The 22,867-nt window shown below is 38.8% G+C and carries 20 protein-coding genes; all 20 read left to right on the top strand.

All coding sequences use genetic code 11. From position 1 onward, the window contains the following. The first annotated feature begins 20 nt into the window (after positions 1-20). The 20 genes from dxr to N784_RS02500 all read left to right on the top strand — a co-directional run bounded on the left by dxr (position 21) and on the right by N784_RS02500 (position 22,786). Positions 21-1,166, top strand: coding sequence for a 1-deoxy-D-xylulose-5-phosphate reductoisomerase (gene dxr / locus N784_RS02595; RefSeq protein WP_036831912.1), 1,146 nt, complete (start codon positions 21-23; stop codon positions 1,164-1,166). A gap of 19 nt (positions 1,167-1,185) precedes the next feature. Then, positions 1,186-2,445, top strand: coding sequence for an RIP metalloprotease RseP (gene rseP / locus N784_RS02590; RefSeq protein WP_036831910.1), 1,260 nt, complete (start codon positions 1,186-1,188; stop codon positions 2,443-2,445). Positions 2,446-2,462: 17 nt separating this feature from the next. Further along, a complete protein-coding gene (locus tag N784_RS02585; RefSeq protein ID WP_036831907.1) occupies positions 2,463-4,169 on the top strand; it encodes a proline--tRNA ligase in 1,707 nt (568 codons plus the stop codon). A 140-nt stretch (positions 4,170-4,309) separates the two neighbouring features. Beyond that, complete coding sequence (locus tag N784_RS02580; protein ID WP_036832283.1) at positions 4,310-8,608, top strand: PolC-type DNA polymerase III; 4,299 nt, start codon at positions 4,310-4,312, stop codon at positions 8,606-8,608. A 305-nt stretch (positions 8,609-8,913) separates the two neighbouring features. Beyond that, positions 8,914-9,390, top strand: coding sequence for a ribosome maturation factor RimP (rimP, locus tag N784_RS02575; protein WP_036831902.1), 477 nt, complete (start codon positions 8,914-8,916; stop codon positions 9,388-9,390). Between the two features lie 14 nt (positions 9,391-9,404). Next, on the top strand, positions 9,405-10,499 hold the full coding sequence (gene nusA, locus N784_RS02570; protein WP_036831899.1) for a transcription termination factor NusA: 1,095 nt from the start codon (positions 9,405-9,407) through the stop codon (positions 10,497-10,499). A gap of 12 nt (positions 10,500-10,511) precedes the next feature. Continuing rightward, complete coding sequence (gene rnpM / locus N784_RS02565) at positions 10,512-10,790, top strand: RNase P modulator RnpM (RefSeq protein ID WP_036831896.1); 279 nt, start codon at positions 10,512-10,514, stop codon at positions 10,788-10,790. Continuing rightward, the gene (locus N784_RS02560; RefSeq protein ID WP_036831893.1) at positions 10,787-11,098 is read left to right on the top strand and encodes a ribosomal L7Ae/L30e/S12e/Gadd45 family protein; all 312 of its coding nucleotides are present in this window, start codon (positions 10,787-10,789) and stop codon (positions 11,096-11,098) included. The genes rnpM and N784_RS02560 overlap by 4 nt, the downstream gene beginning before the upstream one ends. A gap of 4 nt (positions 11,099-11,102) precedes the next feature. Then, a complete protein-coding gene (infB, locus tag N784_RS02555) occupies positions 11,103-13,181 on the top strand; it encodes a translation initiation factor IF-2 (protein WP_036831891.1) in 2,079 nt (692 codons plus the stop codon). Next, positions 13,181-13,459, top strand: a complete 279-nt coding sequence (locus N784_RS02550; RefSeq protein ID WP_036831888.1) for a DUF503 domain-containing protein — start codon at positions 13,181-13,183, stop codon at positions 13,457-13,459. The genes infB and N784_RS02550 overlap by 1 nt, the downstream gene beginning before the upstream one ends. A 32-nt stretch (positions 13,460-13,491) precedes the next feature. After that, positions 13,492-13,842, top strand: a complete 351-nt coding sequence (gene rbfA, locus N784_RS02545) for a 30S ribosome-binding factor RbfA (protein WP_036831885.1) — start codon at positions 13,492-13,494, stop codon at positions 13,840-13,842. 141 nt (positions 13,843-13,983) lie between these two features. After that, positions 13,984-14,895 carry a tRNA pseudouridine(55) synthase TruB gene (gene truB, locus N784_RS02540; RefSeq protein ID WP_036831883.1) on the top strand — a complete coding sequence of 304 codons (912 nt, stop codon included), beginning with the start codon at positions 13,984-13,986 and terminating at the stop codon, positions 14,893-14,895. Between the two features lie 28 nt (positions 14,896-14,923). Next, positions 14,924-15,868 carry a riboflavin biosynthesis protein RibF gene (gene ribF, locus N784_RS02535; RefSeq protein ID WP_036831880.1) on the top strand — a complete coding sequence of 315 codons (945 nt, stop codon included), beginning with the start codon at positions 14,924-14,926 and terminating at the stop codon, positions 15,866-15,868. 132 nt (positions 15,869-16,000) lie between these two features. Then, positions 16,001-16,270 (top strand): 30S ribosomal protein S15, encoded by a 270-nt coding sequence (gene rpsO / locus N784_RS02530; RefSeq protein WP_036831877.1) that lies wholly within the window; start codon positions 16,001-16,003, stop codon positions 16,268-16,270. 125 nt (positions 16,271-16,395) lie between these two features. Further along, positions 16,396-18,510 carry a polyribonucleotide nucleotidyltransferase gene (gene pnp / locus N784_RS02525; RefSeq protein WP_036831875.1) on the top strand — a complete coding sequence of 705 codons (2,115 nt, stop codon included), beginning with the start codon at positions 16,396-16,398 and terminating at the stop codon, positions 18,508-18,510. 106 nt (positions 18,511-18,616) lie between these two features. Beyond that, positions 18,617-19,585 (top strand): polysaccharide deacetylase family protein, encoded by a 969-nt coding sequence (locus N784_RS02520; RefSeq protein ID WP_036831872.1) that lies wholly within the window; start codon positions 18,617-18,619, stop codon positions 19,583-19,585. 27 nt (positions 19,586-19,612) lie between these two features. Beyond that, positions 19,613-20,833, top strand: coding sequence for a M16 family metallopeptidase (locus tag N784_RS02515; RefSeq protein ID WP_036831871.1), 1,221 nt, complete (start codon positions 19,613-19,615; stop codon positions 20,831-20,833). An 87-nt stretch (positions 20,834-20,920) separates the two neighbouring features. Further along, positions 20,921-21,157 carry a YlmC/YmxH family sporulation protein gene (locus tag N784_RS02510; RefSeq protein ID WP_036831870.1) on the top strand — a complete coding sequence of 79 codons (237 nt, stop codon included), beginning with the start codon at positions 20,921-20,923 and terminating at the stop codon, positions 21,155-21,157. Positions 21,158-21,299: 142 nt separating this feature from the next. Further along, positions 21,300-22,199, top strand: a complete 900-nt coding sequence (gene dpaA, locus N784_RS02505; RefSeq protein WP_036831867.1) for a dipicolinic acid synthetase subunit A — start codon at positions 21,300-21,302, stop codon at positions 22,197-22,199. Beyond that, on the top strand, positions 22,196-22,786 hold the full coding sequence (locus N784_RS02500; protein WP_036831866.1) for a dipicolinate synthase subunit B: 591 nt from the start codon (positions 22,196-22,198) through the stop codon (positions 22,784-22,786). Before dpaA ends, N784_RS02500 begins: the two co-directional genes overlap by 4 nt. Positions 22,787-22,867: the final 81 nt, after the last annotated feature.

Below are 22,867 nucleotides of genomic sequence, written 5' to 3'. Positions count from 1 at the left end.
AAAGTATAGGAGCGTGTATGATGAAGCAAATAACCTTATTAGGCGCAACGGGTTCTATCGGGCTGCAGACAGCAGATGTCATTCGAAATCATCCAGAACAGTTCTCGTTATTTGCTCTAGCATTTGGTCAAAATGTTGAAAAAGCACTTCCACTTATTCATGAATTTGAACCTGAAATAGTTGTTGTTCATGACGAAGTAGTGAAAAGTAAACTACAGGTTCAAGGTTACCGTGGTCAAATATATACTGGATTAGACGGTATGTACGAAGTTGCTACGCATGATAAAGTAGATGTTGTCGTCAATGCAGTTATGGGGAGTGTAGGATTATCCTCTACGTTAGGAGCAATTGAAGCTGGTAAACAAATTGCATTAGCAAATAAAGAAACGTTAGTCACAGCAGGTCACCTTGTAATGGATGCTGCCAAACGTCATAACATTTCTATATTACCAGTTGATAGTGAACACTCTGCTATCTTCCAATGCTTAAATGGTGAATCTATGAAAGATGTGAACAAAATGATTTTGACGGCATCAGGTGGTAGTTTCCGTGACAAAACAAGAGAACAATTGCAAGGTGTAACAGTCAAAGATGCACTTAACCATCCAAATTGGAGTATGGGTGCAAAAATCACGATTGATTCGGCTACGATGATGAATAAAGGATTAGAAGTCATTGAAGCACATTGGTTGTTTAACATACCATATGATCAAATTGAAGTCATTCAACATCGGGAAAGTGTCATTCATTCGATGATCGAATTCGTTGACAAAAGTGTAATAGCTCAACTAGGTACACCTGATATGCGAGTGCCAATACAATATGCATTGTCTTATCCAAATCGACTTGAACTTCATCAAACAAAAACGTTAGACTTAATAGAAATAGGTGCGTTACATTTTCAAAAAATGGACATGGATCGATTCCCATGTTTGAAATTGGCATACGAGGCAGGGCGTATAGGTGGAACAATGCCAACAGTATTAAATGCAGCGAATGAACAAGCTGTCGATTTATTTTTGAAAGGTAAAGTATCCTTCTTATCTATTGAGGAGTTAATTGAGAGAGCTCTTCAATCACACGAAGTATTAGAGCTTCCTAATTTGGAAACGATACTGCGTGTCGATCAGGAAACGAGGGAATTAGTGAAGTCGTACGTATTCTAAAAGGTAGGAGCTGGCATTAATGGCAACGATTTTAGCGTTTATATTTATGTTTGGCCTGCTCGTATTTGTTCACGAATGGGGGCATCTCATTTTTGCTAAGCGAGCTGGCATGTTAGTTCGGGAATTTGCAATTGGAATGGGACCGAAAATACACTTTTTTGAGAGAAACGAAACATTGTATACGATTCGTTTGTTGCCGATTGGAGGTTATGTAAGGGTAGCTGGAGAAGATCCAGAGATTATTGACATTAAGCCTGGGCACCATATCGGTTTAGAATTTAATGAAGCGGGTCAAGTAATTCGTTTAATTGTTAATAACAAGTCAAAGCATCCGAATGCGAAAGTTATTGAAGTGGAACATGTCGATTTAGATCATGCTCTGAAAGTAGAAGGATATGAGATTGATGAAGATGACAAGTTAACGTTTGATGTACATCCTAAAGCGAAATTTGTAATGGATGAGAAGGAAACGCAAATTGCTCCATATGATCGTCAATTTGCGTCTAAAACGATTCCACAGCGAGCGATGCAATTATTTGCCGGCCCCATGATGAATTTTGTGTTAGCAATGGTATTGTTCTTGATTCTAGGGTTTATTCAAGGTGTACCAGTAGAAGAGTCGCAGCTCGGTATGTTAGAGGAAAATGGTCCGGCAGCCAAAGCGGGACTACTAGAAGGGGATACGGTTATCAGTGTAGCTGGACAGCCGGTAGATACTTGGATGGAATTCGTTGGAGAAATCCAAAAGTATCCAGATGAATCGATAGAGCTTGTGTATAAACGTGATGGGCAAACTGCTTCAACCAATGTGCAAACGAGAAGAGTAGAGCCAGAACAAGGAGAAGATTACGGTCAAATTGGTGTATTTGCACCGAAAGAAAAATCTCTCGTAAAGCCTTTCACATACAGTGTGGAACAGACGTATGAGTTTTCAAAGCTCATTTTGATATCGGTTGGAAAGCTTGTAACAGGTGAATTTACCATTAATGAACTTTCAGGTCCAGTAGGTATATACAATGCGACGAGTACGGTAGTAGAAACGAGTTGGCAAACATACTTGCCGTGGATTGCGTTGTTAAGTATCAATTTAGGTATATTGAACTTACTTCCAATTCCGGCGTTAGATGGTGGACGTTTACTTTTCATTGGTATTGAGGCTGTGCGTGGTAAACCAATGGATCCGCAAAAAGAAGGACTCGTTCACTTTATTGGATTTGCATTATTAATGCTTCTGATGATTGTGGTAACATGGAATGATATACAACGACTATTTTTATAACGATGAGGTGAGTTAGAGTGAGACAAGGGGATATGTTATTACCAACTTTACGAGAAACACCAGCTGATGCAGAAATTAAAAGCCATCAACTTCTTGTGCGTGCTGGTTATATTAGAAAGAATGCTTCTGGGATATATTCATTTTTGCCAATCGGTAATAAGGTACTTCGCAAAGTAGAAGCTATTGTTCGGGAAGAAATGGAGAATGCTGGTGCAATGGAAATGAACATGCCGGCACTGCAACCATCTGAGCTATGGAAAGAAACAGGGCGTTGGTATACTTTTGGACCTGAATTAATGCGTATTCATGATCGTCATGAACGTGAATTTGCTTTAGGAGCTACACATGAAGAAGTCATTACGAGTATTATTCGTGATGAGGTGAAAAGTTATAAACAACTGCCGCTAAGCTTGTATCAAATTCAAACGAAATTTAGAGATGAAAAGCGTCCTCGTTTCGGTTTGCTACGTGGTCGTGAGTTTCTAATGAAAGATGCATATACGTTTCATGATTCTTATGAAAGTTTAGATGAACATTATGAAAAAATGTATACGGCGTATTCCAATATCTTTACTCGATTAGGATTGAACTTCCGTGCTGTTATTGCCGATTCTGGGGCAATGGGAGGAAAAGATACGCATGAATTTATGGTGCTATCTGACATTGGTGAAGATACGATAGCCTATTCAGATACATCTTCCTATGCAGCGAATATTGAAATGGCACCGGTAACGGCGACGTATGAACGATCAAATGAAACGCCGTTAGATAAAGAAAAAGTAGCGACACCTAATTGTAAAACAATGGAAGACGTGTCGGTGTTTTTAGGCCATGAATTAGATCAAGGCATTAAATCTATTATGTTTAAAGTAGATGAAAAGCTTGTGTTGGTTGTTGCTCGTGGTGATCACGAGATTAATGATATTAAATTGAAAAATCTTTACGATGGTGCAATGGTAGAGTTAGCAAGAGAAGAAGAAGTACGTAAAGCAATGGGAGCAGGGTTTGGATCACTTGGACCAATTAATGTCCCTTCCTCGGTTGAAATAGTTGCTGATCATGCCGTTCAAGCATTAAGCAATGTAACATGTGGTGCAAATGAAGATGGTTACCATTATAAAAATGTAACACCTGGCAAAGATTTTGAAGTCGCTACGTATGCTGACCTACGATTTATTCAAGAAGGCGACCCTTCTCCGGATGGAAAAGGTACGATTCAATTTGCAAAAGGAATTGAAGTAGGCCACGTATTTAAGCTCGGTGAGTTTTATGCGGATAAAATGAACGCTTCTTATTTAGATGAAAACGGCAAATCTAAAACGATGCTTATGGGCTGTTACGGAATTGGGGTTTCTAGAACTTTAGCGTCTATAGTAGAGCAATATCATGATGAAAATGGTATTACATGGCCAAAACAAGTAGCACCATTCCACGTTCATTTATTAGCATTGAACATGAAGAAAGAAGAACAGAAAGAGTTAGCAGAACGCTTATACGATAAGTTTAAGCAAGCTGGTATTGAAGTTCTTTTTGATGACCGTAAAGAGCGTGCTGGTGTAAAATTTGCAGATAGTGATTTAATTGGTATTCCGCTGCGCGTGACGGTTGGAAAGCAAGCTGGCGAAGGTTACGTTGAATTCAAACTACGAGCAACAGGTGAACAAACGGATGTTCATGAAGATGATGTAGTAGCACACGTGACATCATGGTTAAATCAAAATTAGATATTAAAGGATACTTAGTGATAGTAGTATGAATGGTGAAATCCTGACACATATAGGTTGTGGCAGGATTTTTCATTCTAAGGATAATACAAGCGTGAGTCGGTATCCTTCCTTTGCTGCATGAGAGGAGGAAATGCATGATGGATATATCACAAATGGAAAAGATGCAACTGCTGCTAAAACAAATACAAATGCCAGATGATTTAATGGAAGCCCATTTTCAACAAAGTTTGTTAACTAAGTTAACTGTTCACAAAACAAAAAAAGAATGGCATTTTTACTTTTATGTTCCAGTTGTGTTGCCACCAGAAGTGTATGCGTTATTTACAACGAAGCTGCAAGAAAGTTTTTCGCAAATCGCTTCTGTTCAATGGACAATTGAAACAGATGATAAGTCGTTAGAAGCTGAAAGTGTGTGTGATTATTGGCTGCAATTTGTTCGTTCTTTACCAAACCTTTCTCCCGCCTATAAAGATATGCTGCACACACAACGTCCACAAGTGGATGGGAACAAAATTATTTTACATGCGCGGAATGAAGCGGAAGCGCACGCTCTAAAGAAACGATTGCAGGAGCCTTTTCAATCTTATTGCCGTCGAATTGGTGCTTCTTTGTATGTACTGAACGTGGAAGTGAAGTTTAATACAGATGATCTAGTAAAGTTTCAAGAACAAAAAGCGCAAGAAGATAAAACGCTCGTGCAAAAAGCAGTAATTGATCGAGAAAAAGCGAAAGAAAATAATGAGGAAGAAACATTACATGAAGGTCCAATTCAACTAGGGTACCCGATAAAAGACGATCCTGAACCGATTGAGAATATACAAGAAGAAGAGGGGCGTATGGCGATCCAAGGTCACGTATTTGCTGTTGAAGTACGAGAATTACGATCAGGTCGTCATTTGCTCATTGCCAAAATTACTGACTATACGGATTCTATATCCGTAAAGATGTTCTCAAAAGGAGACGGTGATGATGCGAGTAAATTTCAGCGTCTAAAGGAAGGCATGTGGGTAAAAGCAAGAGGCCGTATTCAAACGGATAACTATTCTAATGAGTTAACTATGATGGCAAACGATATTAATGAAGTAAAAGCCATTGTTCGGAAGGATGAAGCTCCAGAGGGTGAGAAAAGAGTAGAGCTACACGCACACACGACAATGAGTCAAATGGATGGATTAGTTTCTGCCAAAAGGTTAATTGGTCAAGCTGCTAAATGGGGACATAAAGCCATTGCAGTCACAGATCATGCAGTAGTTCAAGCGTATCCTGAAGCTTATGGTGCAGCGAGTAAAAACGGAATTAAAATGCTATATGGTGTGGAAGCCAATATTGTAGATGATGGTGTACCTATTGCATATGAAGAACAAGACCGTGATTTAGCTACTGCGGAATATGTTGTGTTTGATGTGGAAACTACTGGTTTATCCGCTATATACGATACCGTAATCGAACTCGCTGCTGTCAAAATGAGAGAAGGGGAAATTGTAGATCGCTTTGAATCCTTCGCTAATCCACATGAACCATTGTCCCAAACAACGACAGACTTAACAGGCATCACAGACGATATGGTGAAAGATGCACCAGATCCAGGGGAAGTAATTAAAGACTTCTACGACTGGATGGGAGATAGTATACTTGTCGCTCATAACGCTAGCTTTGACATGGGCTTCTTTAACGCTGGGCTGAAAAGGATTGGAATAGCAGCTAGTAAGAATCCGGTTATTGACACGTTAGAACTAGCAAGATTAGTCGTACCACAGTTGAAGAATCATCGTTTAAATACGTTGTGTAAACATTTTGAGGTCGAGCTAACACAACATCACCGTGCCATTTATGATGCAGAAGCAACTGGTTATTTATTGTGGAAGCTTTTGAAAGAAGCACATAATAAAGAAATCTATAATCACATGGACTTAAATAAATATATGGGAGAAGGAAACGCATATCAACGTTCTCGTCCATTCCATGCTATTTTGTTAGCTCAAACAGAAGAAGGATTAAAAAACTTATATAAATTAGTTTCGATGTCTCACGTGAATTATTTTTATCGTGTACCTCGCATCCCTCGGTCTGTCCTGAAAAAATATCGAGGTGGAATCTTAATTGGTTCTGGGTGCGATAAAGGGGAAGTTTTCGAAACCATGATGCAAAAATCGCAAGAAGAGGCAGAAAAAGTAGCACAATTTTATGATTATATAGAAATCCAACCTCCTTCTAATTACTATCATTTAATTGAGAAAGAGTTAGTGCGAAATGAAGCACATTTATACGATATTTTAAAGAATCTTGTTCATATGGCCGAACGCATTGGGAAACCAGCTGTGGCAACTGGAAATACTCATTACATCGATAAACATGAGAAGCAATATCGTCGTATTTTAATCGCCTCTCAAAGCGGAAATCCATTGAACCGTCAAACGCAACCTGATGTTCACTTTAAGACGACAACCGAAATGTTAAACGACTTTTCTTTTTTAGGAGAGGAAAAGGCGAAAGAAGTAGTCGTTACAAATACGAATCACATCGCAGATCTTATTGAAGACGTGAAGCCAGTAAAAGATGATTTGTATACACCAAACATTGATGGTGCTAATGAGGAAATGCGTGAAATGACGTATAATAGAGCGAAAAGTATTTATGGGGATCCGTTACCAGAGCTTGTAGAAAATAGAATTGAACAAGAATTAGAAAGTATTATTGGCAATGGGTTTGCTGTCATTTACCTAATTTCTCAGAAACTGGTAACCAAATCATTGAAAGATGGTTACCTAGTAGGTTCTCGTGGCTCTGTTGGATCATCTTTTGTAGCGACAATGACCGAAATTACAGAAGTGAATCCATTGCCACCGCATTACGTATGCCCAACGTGTAAGAAATCAGAATTCTTCAATGACGGTTCTGTAGGCTCAGGGTTTGATTTACCGGATAAAACCTGTCCAAGCTGTGACATTCCTTATATTAAGGATGGACAAGACATACCATTTGCAACGTTCCTTGGTTTTAAAGGAGATAAAGTACCTGATATTGATTTGAACTTCTCTGGTGAGTATCAACCTGAAGCCCATAACTATACAAAAGTATTATTTGGGGAAGACAAAGTATTTCGGGCAGGAACGATTGGTACAGTCGCAGAAAAAACAGCATACGGTTATGTGAAGGGATACGCTAGTGATCATGAGTTAACCTATAAGAATGCAGAAGTCGATCGTCTCGTTCAAGGTTGTACAGGTGTAAAACGAACAACAGGACAGCACCCTGGTGGAATAATCGTCGTACCAGATGATAAAGAAATTTATGATTTTACACCGATTCAATTCCCTGCTGATGATAAAACGTCTGAGTGGAAAACGACGCATTTTGACTTCCATTCTATTCATGATAATTTATTAAAACTCGATATTCTCGGGCACGATGACCCAACTGTTATTCGCATGTTACAAGACTTAAGTGGTATTGATCCGAAAACTATCCCTACGGATGACACGGAAGTGATGAAAATTTTCAGTGGTCCAGATGTATTAGGTGTAACAGAAGAACAAATAATGTGTAAAACAGGAACACTAGGAGTACCGGAATTCGGAACTCGTTTTGTTCGTCAAATGCTAGAAGACACGAAACCCTCTACATTTGCTGAATTAGTTATCATTTCTGGACTTTCTCATGGAACAGATGTGTGGCTTGGCAATGCCGATCAACTGATCAATGATGGCATTTGTACACTTCCTGAAGTAATTGGCTGTCGTGACGATATTATGGTGTATTTAATGCACCAAGGTCTTGAACCATCTATGGCATTTACAATTATGGAATTTGTTCGTAAAGGGAAAGGCTTGAAGGATGAGTGGGTCGAAGAAATGAAGCGTCATAACGTGCCGAATTGGTATATTGAATCATGTAAGAAGATTAAATACATGTTCCCTAAAGCGCATGCTGCTGCTTATGTTTTAATGGCCGTTCGAATTGCCTACTTCAAAGTGCATTATCCTATTTATTTTTATGCAGCATATTTTTCCGTTCGTGCAAGTGACTTTGATATTGATACAATGGTTAAAGGGCCAGAAGCGATTCGCAAACGGATTGAAGAAATAAACCAAAAAGGCTTAGACGCATCACCAAAAGAAAAAAATTTACTCACAGTGTTAGAAATAGCACTGGAAATGACGATGCGCGGTTTTACTTTTCAACCCGTTGATTTATATCGCTCGTCTGCAAGTGATTTTCTTGTAGATGGTGACACCCTTATTCCGCCGTTTAACTCTATTGATGGACTTGGGACGAACGCTGCATTAAATATTGTAAAAGTTAGAGAAGATGGGGAGTTCTTATCAAAAGAAGATTTACGTGAACGAAGTAGGATTTCTAAGACGGTTCTTGAATACATGGATCAACATGGTTGTTTAGAAGGATTGCCAGATCAAAATCAATTATCATTATTTTAAATATAAAAGGTTATTGGTCATTTGATCCATTTGGGTACGTTTCCTATCCAAAAAGTTTTTGTTGGATGCTACAAAGGTGGGAAAAATGGTGAGTAGTTTACACTAAAATCAAGGGATTACTTGCTAAAATGGCCTTCGTATGGTATATTTTTGTTGGTATGATAAAGGATACGTACTGATGCAAAGAGTGGGGAGAACCCACTCTTTCGTGTTATTGCTTATTTTTCGACTATTTTCCCTGCTGCAATCAGCAGGGAATTTTACATGATGCATATATCGTTACAAGTGTAAAGGAGGGAATTAACATGGGTAACAACGATATTAAACAAACAACAACACGGCTTGTACAACCAATATTAGATGAAATGAATTTAGAGCTAGTCGATATTGAGTTTGTTAAGGAAGGTAAGAACTGGTACTTAAGGGTGTTCGCAGATAAAGATGGCGGAATAGAGATTGAGGAGTGCGGCCAGGTTAGTGAACAATTAAGCGCAAAATTAGACGAAGAAGACCCGATTACGTTCCCTTACTTTTTAGAAATATCTTCACCTGGCGCAGAAAGGCCTCTTAAAACGAGAAAAGATATGGAAAAGCATGTAGGGTATTATATAAATGTCAAACTATATGAACCAATGAATGGGGAGAAAGAGTTAGAAGGAACGCTAACCTCTTTTGAAGATGACATTGCAACTATTAAAGTAAAAGAAAAGACTAGAACAAAACAAATAGAAGTACCATATGGGAAAATTGCCAAGGCTCGCTTGGCTGTTAGTTTTAATTAAAAGGGGGATTAAAAGTGAATAATGAGCTTTTCGAAGCCATGGATTATTTAGAGAAAGAAAAAGGTATTGATAAAAACCTTCTATTGGAAGCGTTAGAAGCAGCTCTCATATCTGCATATAAAAAGAACTTTAATTCAGCGACCAATGTGCGAGTGGACCTAAACGAATCTACTGGTGGTATGCACGTCTATGCTTGTAAAACGGTTGTTGAGGAAGTGCTTGATCCACAGGAAGAGATTTCATTGGAAAAGGCCAGAGAGATTGATCCAAACTATGATATTGATGACGTTTTAGAATTTGAAGTTACGCCTAAGGATTTTGGACGCATTGCCGCTCAAGCAGCAAAACAAGTTGTGACTCAACGTGTTCGTGAAGCAGAACGCGGTGTTATCTTTAATGAATATGTTGATCGTGAAGAAGACATCATGACAGGTATTATTCAACGAAAGGATAACCGTTTTACTTACGTGAACTTAGGCAAAATAGAAGCACGTCTTCCTATTGGAGAACAAATGCCTACAGAAGAATACAACGTACACGAAAGAATTAAAGTATTTATAACTAAAGTAGAAAATACGAGTAAAGGTCCACAAATCTTTGTATCACGTACACATCCAGGACTGTTAAAACGCTTGTTTGAAATGGAAGTTCCCGAAATCTATGATGGAACGGTTGAAATCTTATCCGTAGCTCGGGAAGCAGGGGACCGCTCGAAGATTTCTGTTTACGCTACCGATGAAGAAGTAGATCCTGTTGGTTCTTGTGTTGGACAACGTGGACAGCGCGTTCAAACGATTGTAAATGAACTTAAAGGGGAAAAAATTGATATCGTACAATGGTCAGAAGATCCTGTAGTGTACGTATCTAATGCATTAAGCCCTGCGAAAGTTCTTCAAGTACTTGTTGATGAGGAAAATAAAGCTACAACTGTTATCGTTCCAGATTATCAATTGTCATTAGCTATTGGAAAACGTGGACAAAATGCGCGTTTAGCAGCGAAGTTAACAGGCTGGAAAATTGATATTAAGAGTGAGTCAGAAGCAGTAGAAGATGGTACATTAGCTGTACAACAATCTGATGCTGATTTTGGCGAGGATTCATTCGAATAGGGAGGTCTCTTCATGTCAAAAGGGAAAAAAACTCCTTTAAGAAAATGTGTCGTTACACAGGAAATGGTGCCGAAGCAACAGCTTATTCGTATCGTTCGCAACAAAGAAGGAGAAATCTTTGTTGATGAAACAGGTAAGAAAAACGGACGAGGAGCTTACGTAAAAAGCGATGCTTCAGTCATAGAAACAGCCCGACAAAAAAACAGTTTGGCCCAACAATTAAAGGCCAATGTAACAGATGATATATACGAACAGCTGCTTCAAATTGTACAAGGTAAACAAAACGGATGAGTTCATACTTAAATATGCTAGGGTTAGCTTTTCGGGCTGGTAAGTGTAGCCTTGGTGAAGAAGCGATCATTCGAGAAGTGCAGCGCAAACGAGCATATCTTGTTTTAATTGCGGAGGATATAGGAGCAAGCACTAAGAAAAAAATGCAGGACAAATGTCGGTCCTATGAAGTAGATCTTAGAATAGTGGAAAATCGAGATGTACTTTCTAATGCAATTGGTAAAACAGGTAGAGTAGCGGTTGCTATAACAGACAAAGGTTTTGCTAGCAAAATCAAGTCAATGCTCGACGAATCTATTCGGGGGTGAATGTATGAGTAAATTGAGAGTATATGAATACGCAAAAGAAAAGAACGTACAAAGTAAAGAGGTAATAACAAAATTACAAAGTCTGAATGTTGAGGTGACAAACCATATGTCAACGATTTCGGATGATACTAAGAAGAAGTTAGATGAAATGTTTGCTGGTAAAGGTGAAAAGAAAGCACCTGTTAACAATAAACCTAAAGAGCAGAAGCAGGGAAATAGCAATCGCAATGATAAAGCAAAATCTCAGCATAAGAAAAACCAACCCAATAAACGACGAAACAACCAAAATCGCAATCAACAACAAGCACCAAAGAAAGTAGTAAAGCCACAACTACCAGCGAAGATTACATTTCACGGTAGCTTAACAGTAGCAGAACTAGCTTCTAAGTTGCATAAAGAATCATCAGAAATCATTAAGAAGCTGATGTTCCTAGGTGTGATGGCAACGAAAAACCAAGATCTTGATCCTGATACCATCGAACTTATTTGTTCGGAATTTGGTGTGGAAGTAGAAGAGGAAGTCATTGTAGATGAGGCTGAATTCGAGAATTATATTGCCGATGATAAGCCAGAAGATTTAATCGAGCGCCCTTCTGTTGTAACGATTATGGGACACGTTGACCATGGTAAAACTACGTTATTAGACTCTATTCGTAAAACGAAAGTGACAGCAGGAGAAGCTGGGGGAATTACACAACACATCGGAGCTTATCAAGTAGAAGAAAACGATAAGAAGATAACATTCCTTGATACGCCAGGTCACGCTGCGTTTACAAGCATGCGTTCACGTGGTGCACAAATTACGGATATCGCCATTCTTGTTGTTGCAGCAGACGATGGTGTCATGCCACAAACAGTAGAAGCGATTAACCATGCAAAAGCTGCGGAAGTACCAATTATCGTAGCAGTGAACAAAATGGACAAGGAAGGGGCAAATCCAGATCGCGTGAAGCAAGAATTAATGGAATATGGCCTCGTACCTGAAGAATACGGTGGAGAAACAATATTCGTTCATTTATCTGCTATTAAAGGAGAAGGAATTGATGATCTACTAGAGATGATCGTCCTTGTTTCAGAAGTGGAAGAACTTAAAGCTAACCCGAACCGTTTAGCAATGGGTACAGTGATTGAAGCAGAGCTTGATAAAGGCCGTGGTTCAGTTGCAACATTACTCGTTCAAAATGGTACGTTACGAGTAGGAGACCCAATTGTTGTAGGGAATACTTTCGGAAGAATTCGTGCAATGGTAAACGACTTAGGTAAACGCGAGCAAGTAGCTCCACCTTCTACCCCAGTTGAAATCACTGGTTTAAATGATGTACCACAAGCAGGTGATCGTTTTGTCGTATTCCAAGATGAGAAGAAAGCTCGACAAGTAGGAGAGCTTCGCCAGCAACGTCATATAGAGGAAAATAGAAGTGAGAAGTCTAAAGTTAGCCTTGATGACTTATTTGAGCAAATTAAACAAGGTGATATGAAAGAAATTAATATTATCATTAAAGCCGATGTTCAAGGTACTGCAGAGGCACTTGCTACTTCATTACAGAAAATTGATGTAGAAGGCGTTAAAGTTAAAATTATTCATACAGGTGTAGGGGCAATTACAGAATCAGATATTATTCTTGCTTCTGCTTCTAATGCTATTGTTGTTGGATTTAACGTGCGTCCAGATGCAAACGCGAAGAAGACTGCAGAAAATGAAAATGTAGATATTCGTTTGCACCGTATCATTTACAAAGTAATGGAAGAAATCGAAGCTGCTATGAAAGGCCTTTTAGACCCAGAGTATGAAGAGAAGGTTATTGGTCAAGTAGAAGTTCGAGAAATCTTTAAAGTATCTAAAATCGGTACGATCGCAGGAAGTTACGTAACAGAAGGTAAGGTAACACGTAACTCTAGTGTTCGTGTTATCCGTGATGGTGTCGTACAATTCGAGGGAGAAATTGATGCTTTAAAACGTTTCAAAGATGACGTTAAACAAGTGGATAAAGGTTACGAATGTGGTATCACCATTAAAAACTTTAACGATATCAAAGAAGGCGACATTATTGAACCGTTTGTGATGGAAGAAATTAAGAGATAATGATTGGTTATCTAGAAGTGGAATGTTACCTTTATGAGGCACAGTCGTTAAAGCAGAAACGTTCTATTATCAAACGAGTTTTAACGAGAGCTCATAATGGTTATAATGTTGCGGTGAGTGAATTAGATGATCAAGATTTATGGCAACGGACTACGCTCGGATTCGTTAGTATTTCATCCAATAAAGTACAAACGGAGAAAGAGCTCCATCGAGTGCTTGCACTCATTGATTCCTTTCCAGAAATAGAAAGAACAATAACGAATATACAATGGTTGTAAAACTCCCTCCAATCTAAAGAGGTGAATATTAAATGAGCGACATGAGAGCAAATAGAGTCGGAGAACAAATGAAGAAAGAGCTTGGCGACATTATTAGTCGTAAAATCAAAGACCCTCGTATCGGTTTTGTAACCGTGACAGAAGTCAAAGTAACGGGTGATTTGCAACAAGCTAAAGCTTATATTTCTGTTTTAGGCAGTGAAAAAGAAAAGCAAGATACGCTTATCGGTCTTGCTAAAGCAAAAGGGTTTATCCGTTCTGAAATAGGAAGAAGAATCCGACTGCGTAAAACACCAGAAATTACGTTTGAATTCGACGAAGCAATTGAATATGGGAATCATATCGAGTCTCTTATTCGTGATATAAAGTCGAATGATGAATAATTGATCAAAGAAGGGTAGACGAATGAGTCTATCCTTTTTTAAAGTAATGGATGTCCTTTGAACAATGAAATAAAAAAAGGTGAAAACAAGCATATCGTTTTTACATATTTAAAATAAATAGTTAGAATGGAGAAGGTAAGTATGGATGGTATTCTCCCTTTATGGAAGCCAAAAGGTATGACTTCACACGATTGTGTTTTTAAACTTAGAAAAATGTTACATACGAAAAAGGTAGGCCATACTGGTACGTTGGATCCAGAGGTAGAAGGCGTTCTTCCAATGTGTATTGGAATGGCGACAAAGGTTGCTTCGTATATAACGGAATCTAATAAAGTGTATGAAGCAGAAGTAACACTTGGGTTTAGTACAGAAACAGAAGATGGGGAAGGGGAGGTAGTAGAAAGAAAAAAAGTGTCGCAACCAATCTCGTTAAATGAAATACAACACGTATTGCAGTCGTTTGTTGGCACCATTACGCAAATCCCACCGCTATATTCGGCGGTAAGAGTAAATGGGATGCGACTATACGAGTATGCTCGACAAGGCATCCCAGTAGAACGACCAGAACGACAAGTAATCATTCATCAAATTGAATTGTTAAGTAACCAAGTGAAATACGAAGCGGATACTGCTACTTTTCGTTTGCGAATCATTTGTTCGAAAGGAACCTATATTCGAACTCTATGTGTTAATATTGGAGAAGCACTCGGTTATCCAGCTCATATGTCTCAGCTCGTGCGTACTGCATCAGGCTCCTTTGAGCAAGAAGATGCCTATACATTGGAGCAAATAGAGCAAGTCGTACAAGAACAAAAGCTAGTCAATATATTATTACCAATAGATAGAGGAGTTCGCCATCTTAGTCGCATCTCCATTTCTAACGAAGAAGAAAATAAAATTTATAATGGAGCAGTGTTACCGATTCCTAACCCTGTACCAGAAACGGATCCTTTTTGTATCGTTAATGAACAGCAACGTTTATTAGCGATATACAAAATTCATCCAAGAAAACCGGCATTCATGAAACCAGCACGTGTATTTCATTATGATTAGTCCTAGCTAAAAAAGAAGGTGACGAACAGTGGATATTATTCGATTAACTTATCCTCATCTTAATGTTGATTTAACATACCCAGAGAGTGTCGTAGCCATTGGATCTTTTGATGGGTTGCACAAAGGACACATGGCAGTCATTCAGGCGGCAAAAGATATAGCAAGTGAACAAGGTAGAGCGAGTGCAGTCATGACGTTTGACCCGCATCCTTCTGTCGTATTAAATAAGCATAAACCGGCTAAAATGGAACACATTACACCTCTTGATAAAAAAATAGAACTTCTCGAACAAATGGGTGTTGATCGTGTTTTTCTCGTAACCTTTAACAAGGAATTATCCAGCTTATTGCCACAACAATTTGTGGACCAGTTCTTTATTGGTTTAAATATTCGTCATGTCGTGGCTGGATTTGATTTTTCATACGGACATATGGGGAAAGGGAATATGGATACATTACCTTTTCATGCTCGTGGATTGCTCAATCAAACTATCATTACCAAAGTGATGAATAATGACGAAAAAATTAGCTCTACTTTTATCCGCTCGCTTTTACGAGAAGGAAAAATGGAGAAGGTTGCCTCCTTATTAGGCCGACCGTATGCTATTAAAGGAACGGTTATACAAGGAGATCAACGTGGTCGTACCATTGGGTTTCCAACTGCCAATATGGAAGTAGAAGAGACGTATATCACTCCTCCAGTTGGGGTGTATGCTGTGCAGGTGAAGGTTGGAGATGCGTATTACGAAGGCATGGCGAATGTTGGATACAAGCCAACGTTTTACCAAGAAGAAAAGCAGCTTTCTGTAGAAGTTAACTTGTTTGATTTTAAAGGCAACCTTTATGGGGAACAATTAGAGGTATTGTGGCATCGATATGTTCGAAATGAAATAAAATTTAATGGTGTAGAAGCGTTAATGGATCAATTAAAAAAAGATGAACGACAAATTCGAGATTTTTTTCAACACAATTAGCTTAACCCCTTGCATTTTCTCTTCAAAAGATGTAACCTAATATTCGTATGACAAGAACCTTCGCTTGGCGAGTCGAATTCTCCGACGCTCGCTAGGGGATAGGGGATAAATTATTCTAGGAGGTGAATCAGGATGGCAATTACACAAGAACGTAAGAATGAAATCATTAATCAGTTCAAGACGCATGAAAACGATACTGGATCTCCAGAGGTCCAAATCGCTGTCCTAACGGAACAAATTACGACTTTGAACGAGCATTTACGTACGCATAAGAAAGACCACCATTCTCGTCGTGGACTTCTTAAAATGGTAGGTAAACGCCGTAACCTTTTAAACTATCTACGTAATAAAGACGTAACTCGTTATCGCGAACTTATTAAGCAACTTGGTTTACGTCGTTAAAGTGATGAAGCGGGAGTATTTCCCGCTTTTTCTATACCAAAATTACATAAGATGTTGTCTTATGACGAAATATACCATTAAGTAAAGATGACTATATTTTATACTTGAGAGGAGTACAAGTACAAATGGCTGAAGAAAATTATACTTTTTCCATAGATGTTGCTGGTCGCCAATTAAGTGTCGATCTTGGTGAATTAGCAAAACAAGCCAACGGTGCTTGCATGGTTCGCTACGGTGATACGTCTGTTCTAGCAACAGCTACAGGTTCACGTGAGCCGAAAGATTTGCCGTTTTTTCCATTAACCGTGAATTATGAAGAACGTTTATATGCCGTTGGTAAGATTCCAGGTGGCTTTATCAAGCGAGAAGGTCGCCCAAGTGAAAAAGCAATCCTTGCCTCTCGTTTAATCGACCGTCCCATTCGTCCGTTATTTCCAGATGGTTATCGTAATGAAGTACAAGTTGTAAGCACAGTAATGAGTGTGGACCAAGATAACTCTTCTGAATTTGCTGCGATGGTTGGTTCTTCCTTGGCGTTATGTATTTCTGATATTCCATTCGGCGGACCAATTGCCGGTGTGATTGTTGGACGAGTAGATGACGAGTTTGTTATTAACCCAACTGTCGAAGAACAAGAAAAGAGCGACATCACTTTAACCGTTGCAGGTACGAAAGACGCAATTAATATGGTAGAAGCTGGCGCAAAAGAAGTTCCAGAAGAAGTCATGTTAGAAGCGATTATGTTTGGTCACAATGAAATTAAACGTATTGTGGAATGGCAGGAAGAAATTGTCGCTCGAGTTGGGAAAGAAAAGATGGAAGTACAACTTTTCGAACCTGAGAAAGCGTTAGTAGAAGAAGTAGAAGAAAAAGCGAAAGAAGCTTTAATTCGTGCTATCCAAACAGAAGAAAAACAAGCGCGAGATGAGGCGATTTCTGCCGTTAAAAAGGATATTGTCGCACAATATGATACAGAAGAAGTAGAAGCGGATACTGTTAAGAAGGTGGAAGCTATACTTGATCGCATTGTAAAAGAAGAAGTACGACGCCTTATTACGAAAGAAAAAGTTCGTCCAGACGGTCGTAAACCAGACAAAATTAGACCTCTTTCTTCTAGAATTGGTGTATTACCACGCACACACGGTTCAGGATTATTTACTCGTGGACAAACACAAGCCCTTAGCGTTTGTACGTTAGGTGCCCTTGGAGATGTACAAATTCTAGACGGTTTAGATTTAGAAGAGTCTAAACGCTTTATGCACCATTATAACTTCCCATCTTTCAGTGTTGGTGAGACAGGCCCAATGCGTGGACCAGGTCGTCGTGAAATTGGTCATGGTGCCCTTGGGGAACGTGCATTAGAGCAAGTTATCCCGTCAGAGAAAGATTTCCCATATACGATTCGTCTTGTGTCTGAAGTATTAGAATCAAATGGTTCCACATCTCAAGCGAGTATTTGTGCTAGTACTTTAGCCATGATGCATGCAGGTGTACCAATTAAATCTCCAGTTGCAGGTATTGCGATGGGACTTGTGAAATCTGGTGAGGATTATACCGTTCTTACGGATATTCAAGGGATGGAAGATGCGCTTGGAGATATGGACTTTAAAGTAGCCGGAACTGCTCAAGGTGTTACAGCTTTGCAAATGGACATTAAGATTGATGGATTATCGAGAGAAATCTTAGAAGAAGCACTTGCACAAGCGAAGAAAGGCCGTATGGAAATTTTAAATCATATGCTTGCTACGATTAAAGAGCCAAGCCAAGATTTATCGCCATACGCTCCGAAGATTCTTACAATGGCGATCAAACCAGATAAAATCCGCGATGTTATTGGACCAAGCGGGAAGCAAATCAATAAGATTATTGAAGACACTGGTGTTAAAATTGATATTGAACAAGACGGTACTATCTTTATTTCTTCAACAGAAATGGCAAGCAATGAAATAGCGAAGAAAATTATTGAAGATATCGTACGTGAAGTAGAAGTCGGACAAATGTATCTTGGAACAGTGAAACGTGTTGAGAAATTTGGTGCATTTGTTGAATTATTTAAAGGTAAAGAAGGACTTGTTCATATTTCTGAGCTAGCTGAAGAACGTATCGGAAAAGTAAGCGATGTTGTATCAGTTGGTGATGAAATTCTAGTTAAGGTGAAAGAGATTGACAATCAAGGTCGCGTAAACTTATCTAGAAAAGAAGTGCTTAAAGAACAAAAGAAAAACGAACAAGATTCATAATACGCAAGCAAGAAAGAAGCTGGTACTCCAGTTTCTTTTTTAATTTCGATTGTCATACCTTGTCCTTAAGACGCATATTATTTACATTAGGGAGGGGGCTATGATAATGCGAAAGTGGCGTTCGTTCATCTTATTTATTTTGTTCATTATGCTTTCTTATGGGGCGATGGAAAACCCGTTTTCACAAGATTTCTTTTCTGTAATTCATGATACATCTATTCCTGTCTCGAAGCAGCCCAAAGAAGAGATATGGAATCGGATCGAAGAGGAAGCAAAAAAAATGAATCAGCCAGCAAAAAATGCAAAAATAGATACTGTTTGGAAGAAAATACCTGGTCTAAATGGCATCCTAGTAGACGTCGAAAAATCGTATGATAAAATGAAAAAGCGTGGAAAATATAATCAATCCCTCCTTGTTATAAACCAAAAGAAGCCAGACGTTCAATTAAAAGACCTTCCACCATCTCCTATTTATAGAGGACACCCTGAACAAGCCGTAATCGCTTTAAATATTAATGTCTCATGGGGGGAAGAATATATCCCAGACATGCTGAACACGTTAAAAAAACATAATGTGAAAGCGACATTTTTTATAGAAGGTAAATGGGCGAATGAACATGTAGAAATTGTAAAAATGATTCAAGAGCAAGGGCATGTCATTGCAAATCATGCGTACAATCATCCTGATATGCGTAATATAACGTCAGAGGAAGTAGAGAGGCAACTGAAACAAACGAATGACATATTAAAGAGGATAACAGGAAAGCAGCCTACGTTATTTGCACCACCAAGTGGAAGTTATAATGAAGAAGTTGTGAGGATAGCTAATCATTTACAAATGGAAACCATCTTATGGTCAGTAGACACAATAGATTGGAAAAAACCTACAACAGAAGTGCTGTTAAATAGAGTACTAACGAAAGTACATAATGGGGCTTTCATTCTAATGCATCCAACCGCCTCCACATCACAAGCTTTGGAGCCATTAATTTTGAAAATACGTGACAAAAAATATAAAATAACTACTGTCGATAATATTTTAAATGGAAAAAGGATTACACTTGATATACAGTAATGCTTTGAACGGACTAGGAGGATTATGTTGATTAACAAATATACATGTACAAATGGTGTACGGGTCGTCATGGAAGAAATGCCGAATGTACGATCCGTAACGATTGGTGTGTGGGTTCTAACCGGTTCTCGCAACGAGAAAGCGCAGAACAATGGAATTTCCCACTTTATTGAACATATGTTCTTTAAAGGAACGACAACCCGTTCTGCGAAACAAATTGCAGAGAGCTTTGATTCGATTGGAGGACAAGTGAACGCCTTTACGTCAAAAGAGTACACGTGCTATTATGCAAAAGTGTTAGATACTTACGCAAGTAAAGCATTAGATGTATTAGCTGATATGTTCTTTGATTCTGCTTTTGACCCTGAAGAAATAGAACGAGAGAAAAAAGTAGTACTAGAAGAAATAAAAATGTGTGAAGATGCTCCCGATGATATTGTGCACGACGTCTTAGCGGAAGCAAGTTATGGAAGTCATCCTTTAGGGTTTCCCATTTTAGGTACAGAAGAGACGGTAAACAGCTTTACACAGGAAGTGTTAACGGATTATATTGATCGTCATTACATTCCCGAAAATGTCGTCGTATCTGTGGCGGGTAATATTGATGAATCCTTCTTCAAGCAAGTTGATGCGAAATTTGGCTATTATACGAGTGAGTACCAACCATCCGTGATGGAGAAGCCCGTCTTTCATGCGGAACAACTGCAACGATTTAAAGATACGGAACAAGCCCATTTGTGCATAGGATATGAAGGCTTGCCTGTATTACATGAAGGGATCTATAGTTTAGTCGTTTTAAATAACGTTTTAGGTGGAAGCATGAGCTCAAGATTGTTCCAAGAAGTACGTGAGCAAAAAGGGTTAGCTTATTCCATTTTCTCCTTCCATAGTTCTCATCTTGACAATGGTATGCTTACGATATACGGAGGAACCGGTAAGGATCAATTACCATTGCTTCAAGACACGATTGAACACACGGTACAACAAATGCGTAAAAACGGATTAACAGATAAAGAATTAAAAAATAGTAAAGAACAATTAAAAGGGAATATGATGCTTGGTTTAGAGAGTACGAATAGTCGAATGAGTCGCAATGGAAGAAACGAACTGCTTATCAAACGCCATCGCTCCTTGGATGAAATTATTTCTCATATTGATGCTGTGACCCATGAGACTGTACTAGATGTGTTTAACCACGTTTTTAATCATGGGCAATCATCCGCTATTATTTCCCCGCATACATCCTAGTAAGAAAAAGTACTATGCTATCATAGTGCTTTTTCTTTGTACATATAGATATAGTAAACGCAATGGTGATGGAAGAGGTGAGGGAGTATGCGATTTCGTTCTTTGAGTGGAAAAGAAATTGTGGATGTCAAGCAAGGGGCAAGAATGGGAATGCTAGGTCAAACAGATTTAGAAATCGATACAGCTACAGGGCAAATTAAGTCGTTCCTCATTCCGAGCTATAAATGGTTTGGGATGAAGAAAGAAGGAGAAGAGATTCGGATTCATTGGGAGGATATAAAGAAAATTGGAGAAGACATGATTATTATTGATCCGAAAGACTAACTTTATAGCTAGTCTTTTTTTTATGTCTTAAGTTGAAAGCTTGACGGAGATTTACATCAAGTTCTGTGTCACTCTTTCCGAAATCCGCTCATAGTATAAGATGGAAATCTCATGACATATGGTCGAAGGCGAGGTGATGTTAATGTTAACAAATTATACGGTTGTCATGATGGGTGGAGATGCTCGCCAATTAGAAATTATCCGCAGGTTATGTGAATGGGATGCAAACGTCTTATTGGTTGGCTTTGATCAATTAGACCATGGGTTTACTGGTGCCAAACAAGTAACGATGGAGGATTTAGATCCTAAACAAAGTGATGCGCTCATATTGCCTGTTCCTGGTACAAATGATCAAGGGGAAATGGAAACCATTTTTTCTAAAAAGCCCATTGTCCTTCAGAAAGAATGGCTACAAAGGACACCAGAACATTGCATCGTATTTACAGGTATAACAAACCCATATTTAACAAGCATTGCAAAGGAAACGAACCGAACCTTGGTTTCATTGTTCAATCGTGATGATGTCGCCATTTATAATTCGGTTCCGACTGTAGAAGGTACTATTATGATGGCAATTCAGCATACAGATTACACCATTCATTCCTCTGATGTGATCGTGCTTGGAATTGGAAGAGTAGGTATGAGTGTCGCTAGAGCATTTTCCGCACTCGGAGCTAAAGTAAAAGTAGCAGCTCGTAAATCAGAAGACTTGGCACGCGCACATGAAATGGCACTCGAGCCAATTCTTATTCAGGAATTAAAAGAACATGTTCAGCATAGTGACATTGTCATTAATACAATCCCGGCGCCTGTCATCACAGCAAACGTATTACAAAATATGAAAAGTAGCACGTTTGTGATCGATTTAGCGTCTAAACCGGGCGGAACAGATTTTCGTTATGCAGAAAAAAGAGGCATTAAAGCATTACTAGCACCCGGACTTCCTGGCATTGTTGCACCTAAAACGGCTGGAAATATATTGGCGAACGTCATTACGCAAATTATGAAAGAGCGTTATAATGAAAGGGGTACAAAGTCATGACATTAAAGGGGAAAGTAATAGGATTTGGTTTAACTGGATCTCATTGTACGTACGCAGACGTTTTTCCGCAGTTGGAAAAACTCGTGCAAGCAGGTGCAGAGGTAATCCCTGTTGTATCTTATACACTTCAGAAGACAGATACCTATTTCGGTGATGCCGCAGCGCATATGGAGAAAATTAAACAGATAACAGGTAAAGAATTAATTACAACAATCCCGGAAGCTGAGCCGTTAGGTCCTAAACAGCCGCTCGATTGTATGGTTATCGCCCCACTAACAGGTAACTCCCTAAGTAAATTCTCAAATGCCTTAACAGATTCTCCGGTTCTTATGGCAGCTAAAGCAACACTTCGAAATCAACGTCCAGTTGTGCTTGCTGTATCATCGAACGACATTCTCGGATTGAACGGACAAAATTTAATGCGTTTAATGGCCACCAAAAATATTTTCTTCGTTCCATTTGGTCAAGATAACTACCGAAAAAAGCCAAATTCAATGGTAGCAGATATGGAGCAAATTCCACAAACGATTATCGCTGCATTAGACTACAAACAAATTCAACCAGTCATCATTGAAAGAACGACATAAAATAGTATGTTTGATAGTATCTACTAAGGAAAGTGTTATGGTACAATATAGTTTAATCTATGAAATGAAACAAATGCCAGG

This window comes from Pontibacillus litoralis JSM 072002 (genome assembly GCF_000775615.1).
Lineage (GTDB): Bacteria > Bacillota > Bacilli > Bacillales > BH030062 > Pontibacillus > Pontibacillus litoralis.
The sequence above is the reverse complement of the archived record's forward strand: the minus strand, read 5'-3'. Positions and strand labels throughout refer to the sequence as shown.